The organism is Leptospira langatensis (assembly GCF_004770615.1).
Classification (GTDB): domain Bacteria; phylum Spirochaetota; class Leptospiria; order Leptospirales; family Leptospiraceae; genus Leptospira_B; species Leptospira_B langatensis.
The window spans coordinates 158,248-180,508 of record NZ_RQER01000007.1; the positions used below are offsets into that span (position 1 = coordinate 158,248).

The 22,261-nt window shown below is 45.7% G+C and carries 12 protein-coding genes; 2 read left to right on the top strand and 10 right to left on the bottom strand.

Translation table 11 applies throughout. The features are described from left to right. Nucleotides 1-4: 4 nt before the first annotated feature. A complete protein-coding gene (locus tag EHO57_RS12485; RefSeq protein WP_210410016.1) occupies nucleotides 5-748 on the top strand; it encodes a FecR family protein in 744 nt (247 codons plus the stop codon). Here EHO57_RS12485 and EHO57_RS12490 read toward each other — a convergent pair. From EHO57_RS12490 to EHO57_RS12515, 6 genes are all read right to left on the bottom strand, one after another. After that, nucleotides 745-3,840 (bottom strand): Ig-like domain-containing domain, encoded by a 3,096-nt coding sequence (locus EHO57_RS12490; RefSeq protein ID WP_135643598.1) that lies wholly within the window; start codon nucleotides 3,838-3,840, stop codon nucleotides 745-747. The genes EHO57_RS12485 and EHO57_RS12490 overlap by 4 nt on opposite strands. Nucleotides 3,841-4,089: 249 nt before the next feature. After that, on the bottom strand, nucleotides 4,090-7,221 hold the full coding sequence (locus tag EHO57_RS12495) for an Ig-like domain-containing domain (protein WP_135643600.1): 3,132 nt from the start codon (nucleotides 7,219-7,221) through the stop codon (nucleotides 4,090-4,092). A gap of 46 nt (nucleotides 7,222-7,267) precedes the next feature. Then, a complete protein-coding gene (locus EHO57_RS12500) occupies nucleotides 7,268-11,029 on the bottom strand; it encodes a hypothetical protein (RefSeq protein ID WP_210410013.1) in 3,762 nt (1,253 codons plus the stop codon). Between the two features lie 538 nt (nucleotides 11,030-11,567). Next, a complete protein-coding gene (locus EHO57_RS12505; protein ID WP_135643602.1) occupies nucleotides 11,568-12,638 on the bottom strand; it encodes a TMEM43 family protein in 1,071 nt (356 codons plus the stop codon). Nucleotides 12,639-12,880: 242 nt separating this feature from the next. Further along, on the bottom strand, nucleotides 12,881-13,630 hold the full coding sequence (locus EHO57_RS12510) for a beta/alpha barrel domain-containing protein (protein ID WP_135643604.1): 750 nt from the start codon (nucleotides 13,628-13,630) through the stop codon (nucleotides 12,881-12,883). Nucleotides 13,631-13,633: 3 nt separating this feature from the next. Then, nucleotides 13,634-13,972 (bottom strand): STAS domain-containing protein, encoded by a 339-nt coding sequence (locus EHO57_RS12515; RefSeq protein WP_135586835.1) that lies wholly within the window; start codon nucleotides 13,970-13,972, stop codon nucleotides 13,634-13,636. A gap of 74 nt (nucleotides 13,973-14,046) precedes the next feature. On the opposite strand from EHO57_RS12515, the gene murD reads away from it, so the two are divergent. After that, nucleotides 14,047-15,396 carry a UDP-N-acetylmuramoyl-L-alanine--D-glutamate ligase gene (gene murD / locus EHO57_RS12520; protein WP_135643606.1) on the top strand — a complete coding sequence of 450 codons (1,350 nt, stop codon included), beginning with the start codon at nucleotides 14,047-14,049 and terminating at the stop codon, nucleotides 15,394-15,396. An 8-nt stretch (nucleotides 15,397-15,404) separates the two neighbouring features. On the opposite strand, the gene EHO57_RS12525 is transcribed toward murD, so the two are convergent. The 4 genes from EHO57_RS12525 to EHO57_RS12540 form a co-directional block, all read right to left on the bottom strand. Continuing rightward, the gene (locus EHO57_RS12525; RefSeq protein WP_135643608.1) at nucleotides 15,405-17,384 is read right to left on the bottom strand and encodes an HD family phosphohydrolase; all 1,980 of its coding nucleotides are present in this window, start codon (nucleotides 17,382-17,384) and stop codon (nucleotides 15,405-15,407) included. Nucleotides 17,385-17,595: 211 nt separating this feature from the next. Beyond that, nucleotides 17,596-19,950 (bottom strand): patatin-like phospholipase family protein, encoded by a 2,355-nt coding sequence (locus tag EHO57_RS12530; RefSeq protein WP_135643610.1) that lies wholly within the window; start codon nucleotides 19,948-19,950, stop codon nucleotides 17,596-17,598. 156 nt (nucleotides 19,951-20,106) lie between these two features. Continuing rightward, entirely contained in the window at nucleotides 20,107-21,501 is a 1,395-nt protein-coding gene (flgE, locus tag EHO57_RS12535) for a flagellar hook protein FlgE (protein WP_135643613.1), read from the bottom strand. 30 nt (nucleotides 21,502-21,531) lie between these two features. Beyond that, nucleotides 21,532-22,254, bottom strand: coding sequence for a flagellar hook capping FlgD N-terminal domain-containing protein (locus EHO57_RS12540; protein ID WP_135643615.1), 723 nt, complete (start codon nucleotides 22,252-22,254; stop codon nucleotides 21,532-21,534). Nucleotides 22,255-22,261 lie beyond the last annotated feature (7 nt).

The following is a 22,261-nucleotide window of genomic DNA, read 5'->3' on the forward strand; positions in this document are numbered from 1 at the left end:
GGAGATAAGTATGAAATTAAGAATATGGATGATCTTAACTCTGGTTTTATCCCTGGGTTCCTTGGTATTGATCAGCCAAGAATCCTCCGAAAAAGACGCAAGGGTTTCCTTTCTGACCGGTAAGGTACAGATCCAAAAAGCGGGCAAGGGCCCTTGGACTACTTTACAAAAAGGAGATACGGCTTCTGCAGGAGATTTGATCTCCACTGGAAACGCCTCTAAGACTACTCTCTTATACAGAGGTTCCGAGTTTAAAGTATTACCAAATACTAAATTAAGGATCTCTAGTCTTTATAATGAGAACCAGAACGGAAAACTGGAAGTCCTTAGCGGATTTGCTTGGTTCCAACTCGTAAACCTGAAAGGCAAGAAATTCGAGGTAAGCACTCCTACGACGACTGCCGGGGTAAGAGGCACTGCCTTCTCCGCGTTCCATGATACGAAAAGCAAGGACTCTTCCTTTTGCACTTGCGAAGGAAAAGTACTCATGACCGGATCAGGAGATCCTAAGGAAGGAACTCTCCAAGAGAAAGGGAACGGCGGTTACTATCCAGGAGAAGGTGGAGAACCTAAGAGAAGTACCTACGAAGGTATTATCGTAAAATTCAAATCCCTTCCCCCTTTTAAGGATCTAATGAAGAAGAATATTTCCTTGAAGAACTGTCTTTCCTGCCACACTCCGCAAGGCTGGACACCGGAAGATTCCGTTCCGAGCGACGAGACTTACGGAGGCAGCAAGGTCCCTTAAGGACAGACGATGGTGGTCACCGGATCGGCCGCCCAGGTTCCTTGGAATTGTAATCCACCAAAGAGATACGGATAAGGTTCCGTATTCGGGATCGGAACTGTGATCAGTTTCAACTTATCCGTCGTCGACGGAAGATTACAGACCGTTCCCTTGGTAGGATGAGTGAGAGCCGCCAAATTCAAGGATTGTGGAAGAGGAACCTGACGTAATACGTTATTCACCAGCGGTATGATCAAAGATCGGATCAATGGATCCACAACTTGGAAGATCCCCTTAGGATCCAGACCGAACGGATTATATTGCAATCCTTCCATGATATCCAAGAAATACGACATGCTTGCCTCATCCTTATTAATCACAAGGCTCATTGCGTTCAGGTTATTGTACTGAGGAAGATTCGTAGGATCCGGATTCACAAACGAGACGAAATTGAAATTTCCATTTCCCTTGATACTTACTCGGACTGTGTTCAAAAGATAACGGCAGGAGTTAGATGCACTGTCCGCTGCCGCAGAAGAACAAGTGGCCACACCGTTATTCGTTCCGTTCGGTCTTCTTCCGTAGATCCTTAATTCCAGATCCGTAAAGTTCACTACTAAAGTGGGGATCGCATTCGTTCCCGCGAACTTAAACTCCCCGTTCGGAGCATGGATCGCATATACATCTATGTCCACATCATCGGTTGCGCTTACGTTCTGGACCAACAGGCTCTGGTTAGATGGATTCAATCCGACCAAAGTGGACCTACCCGGAGCAAGGATATTCAACAGAGTCCCTACCTTCACCAACTGTTGGGTCAATTGGAAGAGAGGATCGGTTCCCGCATATGCGACTATCGTATCTATAAAGGTCTTATTGATCCGAAGATTCAAGGCACCATTCTGCCAAAGACTATAAGCAGCCTGGGTCACAGTATCAGCGGTTAACGTGAGAAGTAGCCCAGGATTCGCAGCACTCTTCGAGAATGCGAACGAACTCGTCAACGGATCAGTAGAAGGAATGGGACGAGTGCTTACGAATCCGGTCGAAAGCAAATGCCCGTGATAATTCGGATCGGAACTTGCGAGCGGACTCTTAGCGACAAGGCCCACATCCGCAGAGGAGACCACACCCTTATTCGAACCGCTTACCTTAACCGCAGCGTCCGTTTGCGCCTTTAACTTCAGACTAAGAGGGAAATTGCTCAAAGGAGCAGGAAGATAATTCGGCAGGACCACATCCAAACCAGGATTGTTCAAAGAGAGAACGACAGCATTCAAAGTACTCGGAAGAATATTTTGGAATACGTCTCTCAGCATGACCTGGGTGATCTTAGGAGTCAAGGAAGCGGTCATCTGATTCGCGATCCCTGTTCCTATAGAGCTGATCAGATCCGCAAGCCAGTCTGTGGAAGAGACCTGGTTCATATTGTAAACGGTCAGATTTCCGGACCATTCTGAAGTATAGAAATTCCCGGTAATCGGATCGGTAGGAGTAAACGGTGTTTTGATCTGGATCACAAAACTACCGGTGGAGTCCACGCTTGAATTCGTCTTCGCCTGAGTTAGACGAGAAGGTTTGGTGCTAAGATTGTAGTTCAACTCAGCAGTTGCAGTGAAATAGAAATAATTCCCTGCGGACACAGTAGCCAAGGAACTTCTATTACGAGCAACCATGGCAAGATTAATGATCGCTGTCTTACCGTTTAACTGAGCGGTAAGCTCGTTATTTGCGGTGGCCTTTAATCCTCCGTTCAAGTTATTCGAGCTTCCGGAAGTAGCTGGCATGTTCACACTAGTAATATAAACGTCTATATCGAAGTCCGAGCAGAAAGAGAAGATGAAGGTAAAACATCCATTCTGTACGAACGCTCCCGGATTTGCTCCGGATGCCCCGCAGTATCCGTCCCCGTATGTAGCGGAAGAATCGAAGTCGGTAGCATCCCCGTAACTGCGAATATAGGTTATATTTGCGTCGCTATAATTGATACAATAGGAACTTCTCTTGGTTCCTAAAGTCGGAGAATTAGAATAATCGAATAAAGTCTTTCCCCCAATCTTGAAATCGTTGTGGGCAAGTCTTTCCAGAAGGCCGCTGAATAACTTCAATGTCTGAGCCTCGTCAAAAACGGTGGCCGCACCTTTCGGGATCAAGGCGTAAGGAGTCGAGTTTATTTTTCCGTAATTGAAGCCAAAGCTTCGACGGAACGTTTTTCCATCCGCAGTACTGATCAGGAATTCATATGCATTTCCGCCTTGGTATGGCTTCAATCCTGCGTTCGCACCGCTAAATGCATTCAAGTTCATGGAAGCAGCAAGAGGCGCGGTCATATCGCAAGGGGCACTGCAAATCGTATATACCGTACTAGAGTTTAAGTGTTGTAGTTTTACGGATTGGATCTGGTTCGGATTCACCGGGTTTGAGAAACTAGCATTCAGGTTCAATACAATGGTGCCTGGAGTTGCATCCGCAAATGTAAGATCCTTTACGCTATTTCCGGGACCGACAGCGGTTCCGTTCAAGGTCATGCTAATGAGATAATCCGGCTCCGTAGTGAAGGTTATCGTATAAGGTTGGAGATTTCCTCCTTCCAAACCTTTGGAAGCGCTAGTAAGAGTTAGCTTATAAGTAGTATTCGGTTTTAGTTCCCGATACGGATCGAAGATCAATCTACCGCCTGATTTCCAATAAAAGACTCCTCCCTTATTTCCGGAAGGCCCAGGCAAGGCGGTGCCGCTATTCTCTGTCAGGACAAAATCAGTCTGCACAGTGGAGGTAACCATCGGTTCCGAGAAAACTATCTCCAAACTCTTATAACGATCTACCTGAGCCAGATTGGCCAGATTGAGGATTGCCTGAGGCCCTGCAGTTCCGAAGTCCACAGGAAGTTGGACGGGAGTATCCGTTTCTGTATAAGTTACTTGGTTGGAAGAGCCGGGGACCTTTCCACCGGAATCGATTGGGATCCCTATAGATGAGAAGAAGGAGTCGAGCATGCTGCCGCCCTTCTGGGTTCCGCCGCATCCAGAAAATATAAGTAGAGCGATCAGACCTGCTGTTACAACAGTCCATTTACGCGCAAAACGATTTAAAATACCCACACCGATCTTCATCTTTTCTCTCCAGTTCTATATGTATCATATCGTATGCAGTTCGGTTAAGGCAGACAATCCCGTCGGATCGCCCTCTTTAACCTCAGGCCTTTTCCTTCCCTTAAGTAGAAGGTCAGGCCTTTAAAGGGTCATTTTCAATTTCAGGAGAAAATTGATACAGATCGTTTCTATCTAGTTCCTTCTTCCTTCTATAAACTCATCCTCATTCTAATACTTCACTACTCTATAATTTATATTTTCATCATACTATTAAGGACAAGAGATCGCAGACCCCGGATTGGAAGCTGCCGCTCCTTGGAATTGTAACCCGCCGAACAAATAAGGGTACGGCTGAGAAGTCGGAACAGGGATCGTGATCAGTTTCAACTTATCGGTGGTGGACGAAAGAACGCAAGGAGTCCCATTCGTCGGGTGAGTGATCGCCGCCAAAGGTAGATTCTGGGGTAGAGGGACTTGACGCAATACGTTGTTCACCAAAGGAATGATAAGAGAACGGATCAGAGGATCCACTACTTGGAAGATACCATTCGGATCCAAACCGAAAGGATTATATTGGCTTCCTTCTAAGATGTCTAAGGTATAAGACATACTCGCCTCATCCTTCTTGATCACCAGACTTAAAGCGTTCAAGTTATTGTATTGAGGCTTGTTCGTAGGATCCGGGTTCACGAAAGGAATAAAGTTGAAGGAACCGTCCCCCTTGATGCTTACTCTCACAGTATTCAAAAGATAACGACAGGAGTTCGCAGCACTATCCGCAGCCGCAGAGGAACAAGTAAGAGAACTAAGCACTGGATATCCGATCTGAGTTCCGTTCGGCCTTCTTCCGTAGATCCTTAATTCCAGATCCGTAAAGTTCACAACAAGAGTCGGCAATTGGGCCGCACTTCCCACAAACTTGAACTCGCCGTTCGGTGCATGGATCGCATATACGTCTATGTCCACTTCGTCAGTAGAACTCACGTTAGTCACAAGCTTAGTAGGATCACTTGGGTTCAAACCAACCAATGTGGATCTGCCCGGAGCAAGGATATTCAAAAGAGTTCCCACTTGAACTAACTGTTGGGTCAACTGGAAGAGAGGATCACTTCCCGCATAAGCTTCTATCGTATTGATAAATGCCTTGTTGATCCGCAGATTCAAGGCACCGTTCTGCCAGAGACTATAGGCAGCCTGGGTCACGGTGTCCGCATTCAAAGTAAGAAGGAGTCCAGGATTCGCATTACTATTTGCGAATGCGTAGCTCTTAGGCGGAGTAGCTGCGGCAGCCGGCTTAGTGCTTACGAATCCGGTCGCTAATTGATGCCCATGGTAGTTCGGATCGCTTGATGCCAGAGGGGTCTTAGCCACCAATGATACGCTCGCAGAGGTCAGGATCCCTTTATTGGTTCCATCCGATTTCACCACGGCGTCGTTTTGCGCCATTAAACGAAGGGAAAGCGGAAAGCTACTTAAAGGAGCAGGGAGATAATCCGGCAGAGTGATATCCAGACCCGGATTGTTCAAAGACACGAGCACAGCATTCATCGCTGCAACGGAGATCCTTTGGATAAAGTCTCTGAGCATACTCTGGGTGATATAAGGAGTAGCCTGAGGAACTGCGTTATTCGCAACGCTTTCAGTAATCGGAGAGAGCCATGACCCAAGAGTATCCGTCGCAGCGAGAAGAGTTACTCCTGCAACAGTCAGGTTATTTGTCCACTCAGAGACGTAGAAATTCCCAGTGATACTATCCGAAGGAGTATACGGAGTATTGATATTGATCGCGATATTCCCGGAAGAATCAAAAGTAGCCGTGGATTTTGCACGAGCTAGTCTGGAAGTGTAAGGCGCGCTATTATTCAGGGTTGCAGTAGTAGAGAATGCGTATGTATCACCATTTCCTAATAAACAAGCAAGTCCCGTACAATCATGAGAATAACCTACAGGTACGAGACCTACAACCGCCCTCTTTCCGTTTAAGTCGATCCCTAAAACCCCGTCCGCCTGCACATAGATGGAGTCGGTAATATTCGAAGTACTGTCCGGCGCAAGAGAAGGAACACTTACACTAGTAAGATATGTATCCAAATACATGGGAAGATCCCCAGCAAAACTTGCAACAATCGAAAACGCGCCTGGATTACCTGCGGCTCCACAATAACCGTTTCCATATTGGCCAGTCATATCGCCGTACGATTGAATATAGTTTACGGTGATTGGAAAATCGTTCGCAGTGATAGACCAGAAATCGATGCATCTGCGGTCAGAAGTATTTCCATCCCCGTTCGGGTCGTTAAGAGGGGTCACACTGCTAGTGGTAGGAGTTCCTGCATAATCGTTGAAAGTCTTGGAGTTGATCTTATAGTCCGCATGTACGAACTTCTCCAGGATCTTAGCGAATAAGTTCAGAGTTTGGGCCTGATCGAAAACCGCTGCGGCAGCACTCGTTACCAGTCCGTATGGGTTCGTATTTACTTTTCCATAATTGAAACCGAAGCTGCGAGTGAATACTTTTCCGTTCGCTGTCTTGATCTCAAACCAATAGGCATTCCCTCCTTGGTATGGCTTCAATCCGGCAGTCGTTCCACTAAAAGAGTTCAGATTCAAACTGGAAGCAAGAGGTGCAGTCATATCACAAGGAGAAGCTGCGCAGATCACATATTCTTGGGTAGAATTCAAATGCTTTAATTTAATGCTCTGGATCTGATTCGCACCGCTAACCGGATTGGCAAAACTTGCAGTCAAATTCATTGCAATCGTTCCAGGAGTCGCGTCGGAGTATGTTAGATCCTTAGTGCCGTTCGCAGGGCCGATCGCAGTTCCATTCAAACTAGCGGAAACCAGATAGTCCGGCTCCGTGGTAAACTGCACCGTATAAGGTTGCAAATTCCCACCCTCTAAGGCTTGCGATGCTCCGGTTAAGGTTAATTGATAAGTAGTATTCGGTTTCAGTTCTCTATACGGATCGAAAACCAATCTACCACCCGATTTCCAATAGAATACTCCACCCTTTTGAGAGGCAGGTCCCGGAAGAGAAGCAAACGTACTAGGGCCCGTTTGCTCTTGCAAAACAAAATCCGAATTCACGGTGGATTGGGTCATAGGTTCGGAGAAAACGATCTCCAGACTTTTATAACGATCCACTTGAGTTAAAGAAGCCAGGTTAAGAAGAGCTTGAGGACCTGCGGTACCAAAATCAACAGGAAGGACTGCAGGCTGATCCGTGTCTTGGTAAGGAGCGATAGAACCGCTAGTAGGCATGGTTCCTCCCCCACCTACAGCAATCCCCAAAGATGCAAAGATCGAATCGGTTAGACTTCCGCCCTTTGTGCCGCCGCAACCGATCAAGGTAGCAAACATAACAAAAATTGCAAGTAAGGATCTCAGCAGATTTTTCATAATAAACATTTCTATCAGATCTTCCTGTTTCTTATTTCTATCTTTTTCATCTTAAAGAGAATATTGCGTTCAAATCGTCCCAATAGGTGGACGTAGGCTGATTATCATTCCAGTTGTCATAGAAGAAGGCATCCTCGCCGGAGAAGCGACGGCCTTTCTCATAAATATCGCCGAACAACCCGATGAGGGTCCCAGCAGAATACAGGAAGGCTCGATTGTCCATAAATGGGGTCTGGATCATATTAGATCTTAAGAGGACCTTCGTATTTTGGAATAGATCCGCCACGGTGTAATGAGGCGCCATATAGGCGTGATTTTCCATATAGGTGAAGAAACTTCCCGGTTTGCCCATTTGATAACCGGTAGCATACAAGCTCTTTCCATAAGGAGCCATAGCATCCAGAACAGGAGGAAGACTCGTGGAAAGGATATCGGAAATCGTATACGTCCGAATATATCCCGGAGGAGCCGGATCATCCTTATACAAGAGAGAAGAGAGAAGATCCAGAGTATTGGTTACATCAGTAGCAGTGATCTGGATATCCAACAAGAGATCCAGTAAGAAGTCCAAGGAGCGCACCAAGGACCAACCGGAAGTCTTGGAAACATAGTCCCTCATTCTTCTCACGAGATCGTCTATCTTGCTCCAAGAAGAGTCATAGAGATTATTGCGAGGCATCGCATCGTAATTATCCGCAATCCGAACAGTCAACCAATCGAAGGCCACATCGACGGAGAATTGATTCGGACAGTTCGTGTCGAAGTTCGCCTTTCCACCGCAATCGGACCATAGCTTGGTCTCTCCCAAAATGAGTTGAAGGCCACTCATGATCTGGTCCCTAGCATCCGTCTTATTCGGATCCCCCAGATTCGTGGTGAAAGTAATGAGTCCGGAAAGAATATCAGTTTTACTTAATAGATCTAAGGGACCGTCTGTCATCCGGTTCCGATCGTTTGTTTCGTTACCGCTTCCATCCAAAGCGTTTCCTTCGATCAGAACGCTCAAAAGACTTCTATAATTCTTGGAAGGCTTATATTCTACAGGAGTAGCTGCTCCGTTTCGGATCCCGGAACCGATCCCCACTGTGCGGATCTGATTGAAAGAAGGAGTCGCAGGTAGATTATTCCCCGTTACCGCAGTGGTATCCGGTCCGTAAAACAAATACGGTCTGGAGAAAATCTCCGCCAGATTTGTGAAGACTTTGTACGGATTGTTTCCGGCAGCACGGTTAGCAGGGATCTTAGCATCATCTCCCAATGCCTTCGCCAGTGCCACGATGAACGGAGTCAGACGATTTCGGTTAGTCCAGTTCGGATCAGAAGGGGTCGCAGATGTAGAAGGAACATCCGCAGTTCCTAAGAAACCGAGTTGCTTGATCACGCCTGCGTTCTGAGAGATCGTAGGAGGGATCATTCCGTAAGCGGTAGTAGGATCCGGGATCAAAAGAGGGAATAACGCTGAATACACCGCAGTTACTTGGAAAACATCATCCCCAGCCAATCCGTATCCCCAACCTTCCATGAAGAAGACTGAGTCCGCCGGAATATTGGAGATATCCTGTAAATCGGTTCCCATCACTTCCCATGGACCGTTCTGGCTTCCGGAGAAGGATTTAATCGGAGTTCCCTTCTTCTGCCAATAGCCATTATAGTTTGTGCAATTGTCTTTGGTAGGAGCACAATTCGGAGAAAGATTCATCATTCCCAGGATCCCGTTCCCGATCGCTGTAATGAACAAGGCCTCTTCATATGTAACTGTTGCTGCCAATTTAGCTCTCACAGGCAAGACTGCTACAAAGCGTTTCTCATAGAGAAGCCATTGCAAATTCCGATAAAAAGCCTCTTCTGCAGTGGCAACTTGGATCGGAGCAGAAATAGTCTCCGGAATACTGTAAATTCCCTTGGTGGCTCCCGGATTTGCAGTGGCAGGATTCGTAGCACCTTCTTGGGAACCTCCCATATAGATCCTACATTCTGTCTCGATTGCAGTAGCTGCATTAGTGACAGCCGTGCCATTCGGATTCGGATCGCAGGCCAAGCGAGTGGATGAGGTCATTCCTGTACGAGGAATTACTTGGATATAATACTGAGAAGTCTTCCAGGTTGGCTGGTATTGAAGGAGATTACCATTAGGCGCAATCGGATTTCCGCCAGAATCTGTTTGGCTATAATAAGGACCATAGCCTTCCAGAGTGACTTTTACGATCCAATCCAGCATCCAAGGAACTGTCTTATTGTACACCTTATCGAATTGGGATTCATTTAAAGCTGCAGTTCCGGTAGAAGTATCCGTGATCGGAAGAGTTACTCCTCTAGACGGGGCCTCTAAAATAGAAAGTACCCTTGTATTGAATCCGATACGGTAAACATCCGCGCTAGCAGGGCCGGTATCAGGTGTCTCGTCCCGGAACACTTTCGTATTTCCAGTCGCTCCTCCGGTCCTACTATTTTCTGTAATATTCTTAAAATTGAAATTATCAGAAGAACCGATGATGGAGCCCAGGCTGAACATTGCGTCGCCCAGAGTCAACTCTCCGCCAGTAGTCACAGAACCTGTGTCGGTCAATGCGTTATTCTGGGTTTGGGTGCCTGTTGGGTTCCATCTAAAACCGTAATTATTTGCGAGAGTTAAGACGATGAACAAGCTCTCCAAAGAAGAAAGTGGACGACTGTCCACATCGGTTTGACGGTTTCGCCCATCTCCATCGAATTGAAGAAGATCGCGGAATGTCTGGCTGGAGCCGGTGGAATTTCTCATGAAATCCAAAGTATATGCGTTTTTAGCAGTCTCCTTAAGAACGTTAACCGTCACGTCACCTGCAGGAAAGATGAGAGCTTTGATCACGCCAAAAAGATCTCTCAACATGGTCTCCAGTTCTGCCGGATGCAAAGTGCCCCCAGGAGAATTATATGCCGCATTCGTAGAGTATTCGTTCGGAGTAGGCTCTCCGGCAGAATTTACTGTGAAGAAATTCTCAGCATGTACAATGAATTGTTTAAAGGAAGTCTGAGGAGTAAGCTCGTCGGCAAAACCAGCCGCCTTATACATCATCTCTCCCAAGTCATAGACTATGGAAATAAATCCATTTTTCAGAGAGCGATCCGTAAGAAGAGAAGGAGCAAAGAAACCGCCTAATAGGTTTTCCATTCCCGTACGGAAGTTCGCGTTTAATTTTAAGGACTTAAATAAGAAATCTTCAATATTATGCAGGTTATCTAATGTATCCGGATCAGTAAGGATATCCGCAGTATCATGAATAGAGGTCGTGATCTGGTCAGCGGTATGTGTATTATATTCTACTAATAGCTGATTCGCGCTCAAAGGGATCAGGTTTCTCATCACAGGATGATCGTAATGACGTATCTTCTCCAAAACCGGTTGCATATCGGAATACGCAGTAGGATTCGAAGTTTGCAGCTTATCGATTAGGTCTGCAAGACCCAAGGAAAGCGTTTGGATCGCCGTACGGCTTTGCAGAAGGGCCGCTTCCATCGCCCGAATTGTCCCTAAATTGTCCAATCTAGGCGCTTCCGAGAGGGCATCTCCCAAGGCAGAATTAAAAGAAATAGGGTCCAAACCGGTGAAAAAGCTCTTCACCACAGGATAGGGATTTAAGAAAGTAAAGAGGGAAACCCCTGTATATGTATCCGTATTATCGGAAAATTGCGCTACACCGCTATTGTCAGTACCGGCATGAGAACAAGAGCCGAATAATGACAATATAAGAGAAATGAAAATTATAAATTTCTTAAAATCTCGAAGGCACGTAGTTCCCCGAGCTTTTTCTCCTATTGGCAGCATCTTCATCCCTAAAACCTCGCTGGGCTTTGATTCGCTTTTTAGAACGAACGTTATGTTTTTCTACCCAGCCGGCCTTTCTTTATACACCAGTCTGAAAAAACATCAATCTTTTTTTATATCAATCGTTCTAACGTTGTATCATTCGCTATACTGGTACATATTATAACGGACTACACAAGGCTTTTTTTCACTATAATTATCCAAAATTGAGATAACGGCCGTTATTTTTAAACCTCTTATACGTCCCTTATTTTCGATAAAATTGCCGATTTTTAGCTGATCTTGACCGTTTTTAATAAGAAGAGGAAGGGTGAGAAAGGAATCAATTTGTCAAATATTTATTGACAATGGGCTTTCGACCCCCTGTAAACCAAATGTAAAGTATTCCTTAGGAAATAATTTAAGAACAGGCGGGAATTCGACTCTCAGAACGAGTTCTAATCTGTGTTCCATAATATTCTAATTCCATAATATAAAACCAACGAATAAAAAAGGCCGGGAAAAGCTTCCCGACCTTTTGGAAATTCAGATTTTCGATCTAAAATTAAGCGCTTGCAGCGGCTCTCCTCTTATAGATCGCAAAGCCGATCGCAGCAAGTCCTAAGATCAGCCAAATATACCAGAATTTCACGAGTAGAATTGTGACTGCAGTGATCAGTAAGGCAATGATCCCAAGTACGATCGAAAGAGCTGCCTTGCCAAATTCTCCTACGAAAGGGATAAAACTGAGCAGGGACATGAGTGGTCCGAGGAGAAGGATGAAACTTACCCACATAACTGCAAAGCAAAGGCCTCTCATAATCCATTTCTGAGTATTGTCGTCGCTTTGAATGTCCTTCATAGTGGTAAGATAATCACCGATAGATGCATTTAAAAATTTATTCCCTTCCTTGCTCGTGAATTTTCCCACAGTGGTCCCGCTTACCGAACCCACAAAGGTCATATTCTCCTCAGGGATTGGGACTACACTTACACTGATACGCTCGCATCCTTCTACAGTGTCCCGAGCGCATTTTTCGGATAAATAGAGGTGCCCTTCTTCCAAAATCCCTCTGCTCAACTGTCCCCCCTCCGGAACGACGGAACTTACTTCTGAAGTGAGATCCACATCGCCAAGAGAGACCGTATAGGTCTTACCGTCTTCTCCCTTGATCCTTGCGTCGAACGCATAGGAGTTCCTGTCGACAATAGTGCTTTTATGATACGGTTTCGATTTACATGTGGAAGATTTGAAATCCCGAGGATTTGTGGGAGAAGAGACCCAGTCCAATTTGCAATCATAGGTCTTCTTCTTGTTTGAATCTTCTTTGCTTGTTTCTTCCCAAGCATAAACTTCCGAAGATTGACTATAAGAAATGTATTTGCCCGGTTTTACGAATTCTCCTCCGAGAGGACTCGCGGATAATTTTCCGGTTACGTAAGAGGCGACCCCCGAATGCGCTTGCGAAGCGGGAACGGCCCCCTTCAATGCGGCGCCTGCTTGTTCGCAGGTCTCCACTTGGTAGATCAAAAATAAAGAGGCGGGGAATAGCACTACCCCAGCCAAGATCCCTTTGATGGATTCTCCAATAGAGCCGAGTATTCCTCCGCCCTCTCCCGAATCTTCGAATGCCATATAATCTTCCCTCCACGCCTGAAAAGACGAAAGGGCATTCTACAGGCCGAGTGACGGAAGGAGCAATAATTTTTTTCCAAATCAGAAATGGAGGAGTTCCCACAAGAAAGTTAGGGGTTTTTTAGAGTTGTAAGAGAATTGAGTTTGTGGTAGAGGTTTTCGTGTACCACCGCACCGGCCCCCACCCAAATAAGGGCGGGGCCCTTATCGCCCATCACGCGGAATTCAAATTCCGACGAAGGCTAAAACAACTCCAGCCAAGCCTTACGGATATCTTCCTTCTCCATAAAATAGGTTCCCACAAGAGCCGCATCCACATGAGGACGAAATTCGTCCAGATCGGACTTACTCTTCACTCCGGACTCCCCTACTTTCACGATATTCGGAGAAAGTTTATTTGCTACCTTGGGAACCAGATCCTTGTGAATGGAGAAATCGTCCAGATCCCTGGTATTCACTCCTACAATATTGGCCCCTGCCTTACTTGCGATCTCGGCCTCTTCTTCCGTATGGATCTCGGTCAAAACATCCATATTCAGGTTTCTAGCCTCACGGATCAGTTCGGAGAGTTTTTCGGGAGTAAGGATCCGGACGATCAGAAGAATTGCCGCCGCTCCGAATTCTCTCGCCTCCAGGACTTGTTTCCGATCTATAATAAAATCTTTTCTTAATATTGGGATCTGAAGAGAAGAGGAGATTTCCCGAAGATGCGATAGATCCCCGCCGAAGTATTGCTTGTCGGTAAGAACAGAGATCGCAGAAGCACCACATTCCGAATAAGTCTTTGCGATCGCAAGAGGATCGTATTCTTTCCGGATCACTCCGGAAGAAGGACTCATTTTTTTACATTCGGCGATAATGGAAAATTTTCTGGAACGAAGAGACTGCCATAATCCGGTCCCTTTAAACGGAGACGGATTATAGACCGGTATAGACTCGATCTCTTTCTTTTTTGTCTCTACGATCTCCTGTAGAACCCGATGTAAAGCCATCGGTCAGGAACGGAAGGTTTTCAGGGCTTCTTCTTCCGTTTCGCGAATATCGAATAGAGAGGTGAGCTCGATCACGTCGAAAATCCTTTTTACGGCAGGTTTGATCCCGCAGATTTTCAACCCGCCTTCTTTTGCGTTTAATTTCCTCAACGTGGAAATACAGGCTCTAAAACCGGAGGAAGACATATAGTCCACATCCTGCATATTCAGGATAACCTTGGTATGCCCTTGGTTATCGATTAGATCGTTCAGATTTTCTTCGACCTCGTTAGCGATGGAGACGTCTAGACGTCCCTTGAGGTAAACTATTAGAACTCCGTCCTGTACCTTGTGATCCAGCAAAGGAACCTACCCTTAGAGATAAATTAGAGACAATTCTTGGTCCAAAAAATAGCCTGTCAACCAAGTTCCCCGCCATGAAGAATTTTCCGACTTCCCTATTGGGCCAAAAGGTCCTGGTTCTTGGAGGAGGAGTTTCCGGTAAGGCAGCTCTTCGACTCTTGAAAGAAAGACAGGCCATTCCAGTTCTATGCAACTCGGAACCGATCCCTGATTCTTCGGTAGAGTATGTTCAAGAGAACATTTCACTTTCCGATCTTCTTCCTCTTGCGCTTATAGTGAAGAGTCCTGGTGTCTCTCCTTCCCATTCTATTTTATTACAAGCTGCTGCACTTGCGATCCCTGTCGTTTCCGAAGTGGAATTGGCGAGAGCGTTCTATTCAGGAAAGCTAATAGGCGTCACCGGTACAGATGGAAAATCCACCACCACTTCTCTCACCTGCCATTTGGTTTCGAACGATTTTCCGGGAGCGACCGCAGGCGGGAATATAGGGCTCGCCTTCAGTGATTTTTGCATGAAGCCGATCCCGCTTACCGTCCTAGAGCTTTCCAGCTACCAATTAGAAGACTCCGGTCCATTAGAACTTAATGTATCTGTAATATTAAATCTGGCCTCGGATCATTTAGAAAGGCATAAGTCCTTGGACAAATATTTTGAGGCTAAGACTCGCATCGTAGACTCCCAGAATCCGAAGCATACCTTAGTAACTAGTTCAAAATTATTTAAAGAAAGGATCCAAAAACTAGACTGGTCCTGCAATATCTTGGTCTTCGGAAGAGAAGCCGGGAATCATGCTCTTATCTCCGACGAAGAACAAACCGTCCAAACCTCCCAGGCAAAATACGATGTGAGATCTTTTCCGCTTCCCGGCGGGCATAATCTGGAGAATCTTGCGGCCTCCATTCTCGCAGCCGAGGCAATCGGCGCGAAACCGGAGAATATCCAGAGGCTGATAGGGACATTCCAGGGACTTCCACATCGTTTTCAATATGCGGGGAAGGCAGCGGGAGTCTCCTTTATCAACGATTCCAAATCCACGAATTTACACAGTATGTTAGCTGGCTTAAGCACCTGGAAGGACAAGAAGGGAACCTTTCTGATCCTTGGTGGAAGGCCAAAAGCAGAACCTTTAGAGCCTTTAAAGGAATTCCTTTCTTCCGGAATTGGCTGGGTTTTACTCATAGGAGAGGCCAGGGAAAAATGGGCATCTGAGATCTCCCCTATCTTGGGTTCTCATTTGATCCAAGCCGACAATCTGGAAGAAGGTTTTTCCCAGATCAAAACGGCTGTTCGATCCGGAAGGGCCAGAGTGTCTTCCGTAGTCTTCTCGCCGGCATGCGCGAGCTTCGATCTATATAAGAATTTCGAAGAAAGAGGAGATCATTTCCTCAAACTAGTAGGGATCTGGTCCAAGGAAGAACCTTAATATTATGATTATTTAATTTGAGCGTGATTGAGTCTTTCCCAGACCCGCGCTTCTATGAATACTTTCAGAAGATCCTTATCCAAATGATTTTCCTTGGCTTCCATCTCTAGGATATCCAAGGCCCGATCCAAAGGAACTGCCTTCTTGTAAGGACGATCCTGATCCGTAAGCGCATCGAATATGTCGGAGATAGTCATGATCCTGGACTGCACTGGTATATCTTCACCCGCAAGTCCTCTAGGATAACCTGTGCCATTTAACTTTTCATGATGTGCATGAGCGATTGCAGGGACCATTTTCAGATCGTTGGTCCAAGGGATCTTGCTCAAGAACTGAAAGGTATGCTCCACATGGGATTCTATTTCCTTTCTTTCATCAAAGTCCAAGGATCCTTTTCGGATGGTCAAGAAACTGAACTCGTAAGGAGAGATGAGTTCCACATTCTCTCCTTCCGTTGTGATGTATTGCATTTTGGCGATATCTTCTAGGAACTGGGAATTTGCCTCTTCTAGAATAGAAGGCTCGTTACTCTGAGCGATGATCTGGAACATGGAATTCAGTCGCTTGCATTCTTCGGCATACTCGAATTCGATCGCTTTTTCGAACTCAGAATAGCCCAGATTTCCGTGTTTTTTTAAATATTCTATTTTTCGAATATTTAATTTGGATTCGAAGTCCTTTCTAAGATATCTGAATCTCCAATCGATCAGACCGATCTCGAGATCTTCCAGCTTTTTTGCTTTTACTAGAACCTTCTCCCTTACCCCTACTTTTCCGAAGTCGTGCAGAAGGGAAGCATAACGGATCTCCTTGATCTGTTCCTTATTGAATTTCGTATCCCTATATTTTCCTTCGCTAACCGCATCTAGGGTCTCCGCCAAACCGACAGTGAGTTGTGCCACTCGGAAAGAGTGACCGCTTGTGGTAGGATCCCGAGCCTCGATCGCATTTACGGAAGCGGTAACAAATCCCTCGAATAAGGTCTCGATCTCTCTCAATAGATAATTGTTCTGAATAGCTACGGCAGCCTGACCAGCCACTCCAAGTACCAATTGCGCCGAGTAATCGTCGAAAGGTTGGATCTCTTCTCCTTTCATTTGTTCCACAGTTAATTTCTGGCTGAAGTTCCTCTTGCGATTGATCAGCTGCAGAACTCCGACCACATCCCCTCTATGACCCTTCATCGGGACCACGAGCATGGACTTTGTGTGATAATTGGAAAGAAGATCGAAATTGCCGTTAAAGGAGAACTCAGATGGATCCGGAAGATTATACACATCCGGAATATTCAGGACCTTTCCGGTTTCGGCCACATAGCCGGCAATGCTGGACTTATTGATCGGAAGAATGAACTCTTCCGTATCTATGCTCAATGCAGAGATCTTAAACCGAAGATTCTTTACGAAACCGATATCGTCCTGCTCTACCAAATACAAGGAACCGGAATCCGCATTGGAAATCTCTCTCGCACTGTAGAGGATCTCTCTCAATAGTTTGTCGAAGTCTTTTTCGTTGGCAAGACTGATACCGATCCTGGTCAGTCGATTGATCTCGTACTTTGCAGTATTGATCTTGTGCAATAGATCGAATTGATCCGTGATCATTTGCAGATTTAAGAATGCGTTTGCGAGAGCCTTGCATAAGTTCAGGTCGCTTGTGGAATCCGGAAGCACTTCGAAGATGAGATCGTCTTCGACCTCGGTATTCTTGTATCCTTCGTATCCAAGGCCGGCGTTTAATATAAACCTACCTAAAATGAGTGGGTTTATCTTGAGCTGTTCTCGGATCTTACTGTGTTCAGCTTCTAGACTGGAACTGGAGATATAAAAGACAATATTAACGAATTGAGGAGTGTCCCGGATAGAAACGGACTCGAAGAACTCCTCGAGAGTAAGAAGTTCCGGCTGCATCTTATTTCTAAGAATAGTCAATCTCTGGCCGAGAGCTTTGGAATCCGTTACGATATATTGCTGAAACTTGGATTCCATTCCGATCCATCCTGGACTACTTTCAAAATCATGAAAAGGAGTTTTTTAAGCCCGTCCGGCTCCTTCTTAGTCGAAAAACATGCGTTCGGTTTAAAGTAAAGAAGCCCAAGGCAGGCGCAGATCCTGATGTCTTTCATAAGACGAACGTAAACTCGGATTCCAGCATATAGAATTATTTTAAATTACGGATCCTGAAATAGAGAAGATCTACCTAATTCTTCCTTTTTTCGGAATATACTTTGTCTTTAATGATCTTGGCCCAATCCTTTACGAATTTTTGAGAATGCTCATAGCCTAACTCGTATAATATTCTATATTCGTCCCAATCGAATGTGGAAAAATCCCGAACAGGCAGTTCTACGAATATATCCGAGTTCTCCTTGGTCTTGATCAGATTATTCCTGCTAGACAATAACATAGATCTCATGAACAATTCTCCTATATGAGGATAGGAATATCTTTGCTCCTTCTTCATGAATTGATTTCCCAGAAGTGTTAAGGCAGAAGGCCCTTCTCCCGGGAATCTGGACTCGACAAGTTGTCCATAAGTATTGTCCTTGTTCGGTTGAGACCCCGCCCCTAAATCTACGGAGATGAGTACGCTTGCTCCCTTTCTTCTCACCAAGGAACCGGGAAGGTTGTCCCAAAGTCCTCCGTCCACATACAAGGAACCTTCGGAATAGAAAGGAGGAAAGATCCCTGGAATGGAAGTACTCGCACGAATGGCCTTCCATACTTCTCCTTCCTCGAATACCTTTGGCTTGGAATTCGTAAGATCGCAAGCCACCGCTAAGAAAGGGATCCATAATGTTTCTATCTTTCGATTCCCAAAGAATTCTTTGATCGCCTTGGAATATCTCGCTCCTCTCAAAAGAGAAACGAAAGGAAGAGTATAATCTCTGGTAAGCTTTGCTTCTATCCAGACTTCTTTGATCAACCGAAGAGATTCGTCGAATCCATAGCCCATGGCGAATAATCCTGCCATGATGGAACCGGCACTCGTTCCTCCGATCAGATCGATGGGGATCCCAGCTTCCGATAAGGATCTGAGTAATCCTAAATGAGCAAAACCCTTTGCTCCCCCACCGGCGAGTGCGATACCTACCGACTTGCCCTCTAATCTTCTTGCGATCCGATCGAATTCGCCTGCTCTGTTCTTTCTTAGGATCAGTTTTTGGCCTGGCATTTGATGAAGAAGGGCCTCTAATTCTTCCCAACGAGTATAAGAATCCTCTAAATATACCAGGGACTCTTTCATTGTTTCGCCAAGACTTTCTCCTTGGATTAAATTCCAAGAATAGGCGTTTTTGAGAATAGGTCGTCCAGTTTCCGCAAGTAGAAGGATACGATCCGCTTGTCTCAGGCTTGCTTCCGTCCAAAGAGGATCTCCTGCAGGATCCAGTTCGAATACTACGTTATCGTATTCCTTTTCCAATGCGCCGAACCAGGAAAGAATATCGGGTATCCCGAATCGTATTCCATTTTTCTGATGTAGCTTCTTCTCTTTCAGGAATTTAGAAAGCTTTTCCTCATTTACGGAAATTGCCGAACTGAATGATTTTAAGGATTTGGAAAGTTCGTTGGAAAAGTCACGGAGAGGAAATCCTTCCGTGACGGGAACTAAAGCAATTGTATGGACTTTTCTACCGAGTCGGTCGGATTCCCGATTCTTTTGTCCTAAGCGTCTGGCGATCGTCTCCGTTATATGAAAGAGCGCTTCCGGAGAATCCGAGATAAATTTCCGGAACCCGTTCCTAGAGATCTGTATCACCTGAGAAGAACGAACTGCATACACGGAGGCGGAACGAGGCTCCCCGGTGAGTAGGGACATTTCTCCGATGATATCCCCTTTTGCGAACTCCCCTTCTCCAGTGATATTTCCTTGGTCGTCGGTAACGCTGTATCTAAATCTTCCGGACAATATTACGAAAAGTGAATTTCCTGGTTCTCCTTGGAGCATCAGTCTTTCTCCGCCAGGCACATACAACCATCTTAAGTGAGGGAGCAATTCCCCGATCTTCTTGCGATCTATATGAAATAGCAGTTCTATATTTGAAATAAATTCCAATAGCTCTTTATGGCTCGGCTCATACGAAGCCATTCTGAAAAATCGATTGGTCTCTAGTCTTTCCTTCCAGCGTTTAGAAGTCTCCGGATGTTCTAACTCCCATTTTTTCCAATGTTTAGAACTGATCCGAAGCAGTTTCGAATCCTTTTCCGCTCGTACTCCGAACTTCCCTTCTTTCCAATGGAAGAATCCCGCCTCCCCAAAATGGGAATTCGGACCCAAACGGCGGATCATCAACTCTTCTCCGGAAGAAGATTTTGTGAATTCCTCACAATTCCCTTCTAAGAGAAAATAGAACCACTCGGAAGTCTTTTCGGAAGGAATAAGGACTGCGCCGGAGCTTACTGATTTAAATTCGAAAAGACCGGCAAACGAGTCGGTTTCCTCAGGATCCCAGTCTCGGAACAATTCCGGATTGGATAAAAATACGGATTTGAAACGGTTACTCTTCTCTTCCTGTTTCGTCTTTGTTACGGTCTTTTTCTTTTTTTCTCTCACAGCGTCAGTCTCTGGTCTAGCTAAAGAACATACTATTAAAAAGAAATAATACTGCAATCGGAATTGGGCGATTAGCCCCTCACAAAAGAAAAACGCCCGCGGAATTTCTCCAACGGGCGCAACTGATGAATTGATTAGGAGACTTTGTTAATTATATTAACGTTTTAATCCTAAAACCTCTTGGAGCATTTGGTCGGTAGTGGTGATCGTCCTAGAGTTTGCTTGGAAACCTCTCTGAGTAACGATCATATCCGTAAACTGATCGGATAGATCCACATTCGACATTTCTAATAGACCTGCGTTGATCTTACCTCTTCCTGCGATCCCTGCCTCTCCGATCAAAGGCTCTCCGGAGTTATTGGAGAAGGCAAACATTGTATCTCCCGCCTTGTCCAAACCGGCCGGGTTATTGAAAACAGCGGTCGCGATCCTTGCGAGAGGTTGCTTGATCCCGTTGGAGTAGACCCCAGTGACGGTTCCGGAATTATCGATAGAGAAGGACTCTAGATATCCCATGGTGTATCCGTCTTGCTTCACCGCTTTTGTAGTGAAGTCGGAAGAGAACTGAGTGATCCCGTCTACCATTCCCGCTTCTCCCAAGGAAAGGTCGAAGCTTTGGACTTGAGGATTTCCAGGAAGTTTGAAGGAAACCTTAGCATTCAATTTACCGGTGTTCATCACATCGGTTCCGTCGGAAACATAAACGATCTTACCGTCCGGAGTGAATCCGAACTCTAGCTCGGTCAATCCAGGCATTTGGGTGTTCTGTCCGCCGGTAGCAGCAACGTCTACGGAAAGTTGGGTCGCATCCGTCAAAGAGGTTCTTGCTTTCCAGGTATTCTCGCGCACTTTATAGAATTCCATTTTGAATTCTCTCTCAGCACCTTGGTCGTCAAAAACCTTGATCGTAGTAACATGTCCTCTTCTCGCCTTAGGATCCGGATCGTTGATCATGGCAGTGATCTCTTCTTGGGTCGCGTCAGGCGGGACGGCTTGTACGGAAGAATTCAAGTTGGATCTGAAATCCACTTTAGAAGTGGCTCTTGCAGGTTCTTTAGAGTATACCGGAATTATAATGTCTTCGATGGAAGCGGAAGAGTTGATATACTTATTCCCTTTTTCGTCCAAACGGGAATTCCAGCCTTGGACCTTCAGTCCGTTTGCAGGGTTTACATAGTATCCGTTCTTATCCAGGTTGAAAGCGCCTGCCCTGGTATAGAATTGTTTGTCCCCATCCTTAACGATAAAGAATCCTTCTCCGGAGATAGCCACGTCGGTATTCTTACCCGTGGTTTGCAGAGCGCCTTGGGTCATGATCTTATCGATCGCGGCGATCAATGCTCCGAGACCTACTTGTTGCGGGTTTACCCCTCCGATATTCTCTTTCGGCTCGGAAGCTCCTCTCAGCTCTTGGGAGATCATGTCTTGAAAAGTAACACGTTCCGTTTTGAAACCGTGAGTGTTCACGTTGGAAATATTGTTACCGATCACGTCCATCCGCACTTGGTGGTTTTTCAGACCGGATACTCCAGAATAAAGGGATCTCATCATGGCGCTTATACCTCGAAATTTTCTATTTAATTAATAACTGTTATTGTTCGGTTTGCCTGGAAAGTTCCAGCCAGGCGCTCCGCTGGAAGATTCTTCAAACGATTGCTCGGAAGAAGATTCGTTCTGAGATGCGTTTTGTTGGTTTTGCAATGCAGGGGCTGCATTCTGGTTTTGTAATGCTCCAGATTGTGCCGCAGGGGCTCCCATCGGAGAAGAAGCGCCCACACTCTTAGGAGCAGGTTGTCCTGCCTCCTGTTGGTTTAGAACGCTCGGGTCCGTGATCAAAGTAATCGCATCAACCTCTACCGTTCTGCCATTCACACGGACGAAGGTCTTTCCTTCTCCGTCAAAGAATAATGCGCCGGCCATTCCTACTACGTTCTCTCCGGTCACGAAATCCGGGCCGGAGACCACTTTTCCTACAAGAGAGAAGCTTTGGCGGTTACTCATCTTGCCAATGCCTTGGGAAATATTATTCATCTGTTCCAAAGAAGAGAACTGAGCCATCTGTGCGATGAAGTCCTGGTCTTTTACCGGATTTGTAGGATCTTGAGAAGAAAGCTGGGTGATAAGCAATTTTAGAAAATCATCTTTTCCTAATGCTTTCGCAGTGGAACGTATTTCGATCCCTTGGAGTCCGCTTTTTTCTTCCTTCTCCAATTTGTCGAAATGCTTCCTTAAATCATAACTTCTGTCTCCTTCGAGATAGCGGTTACGTGTTGCTTCGCTTGAAACTGCGTTTGCGTCCGGCATTTTCCTC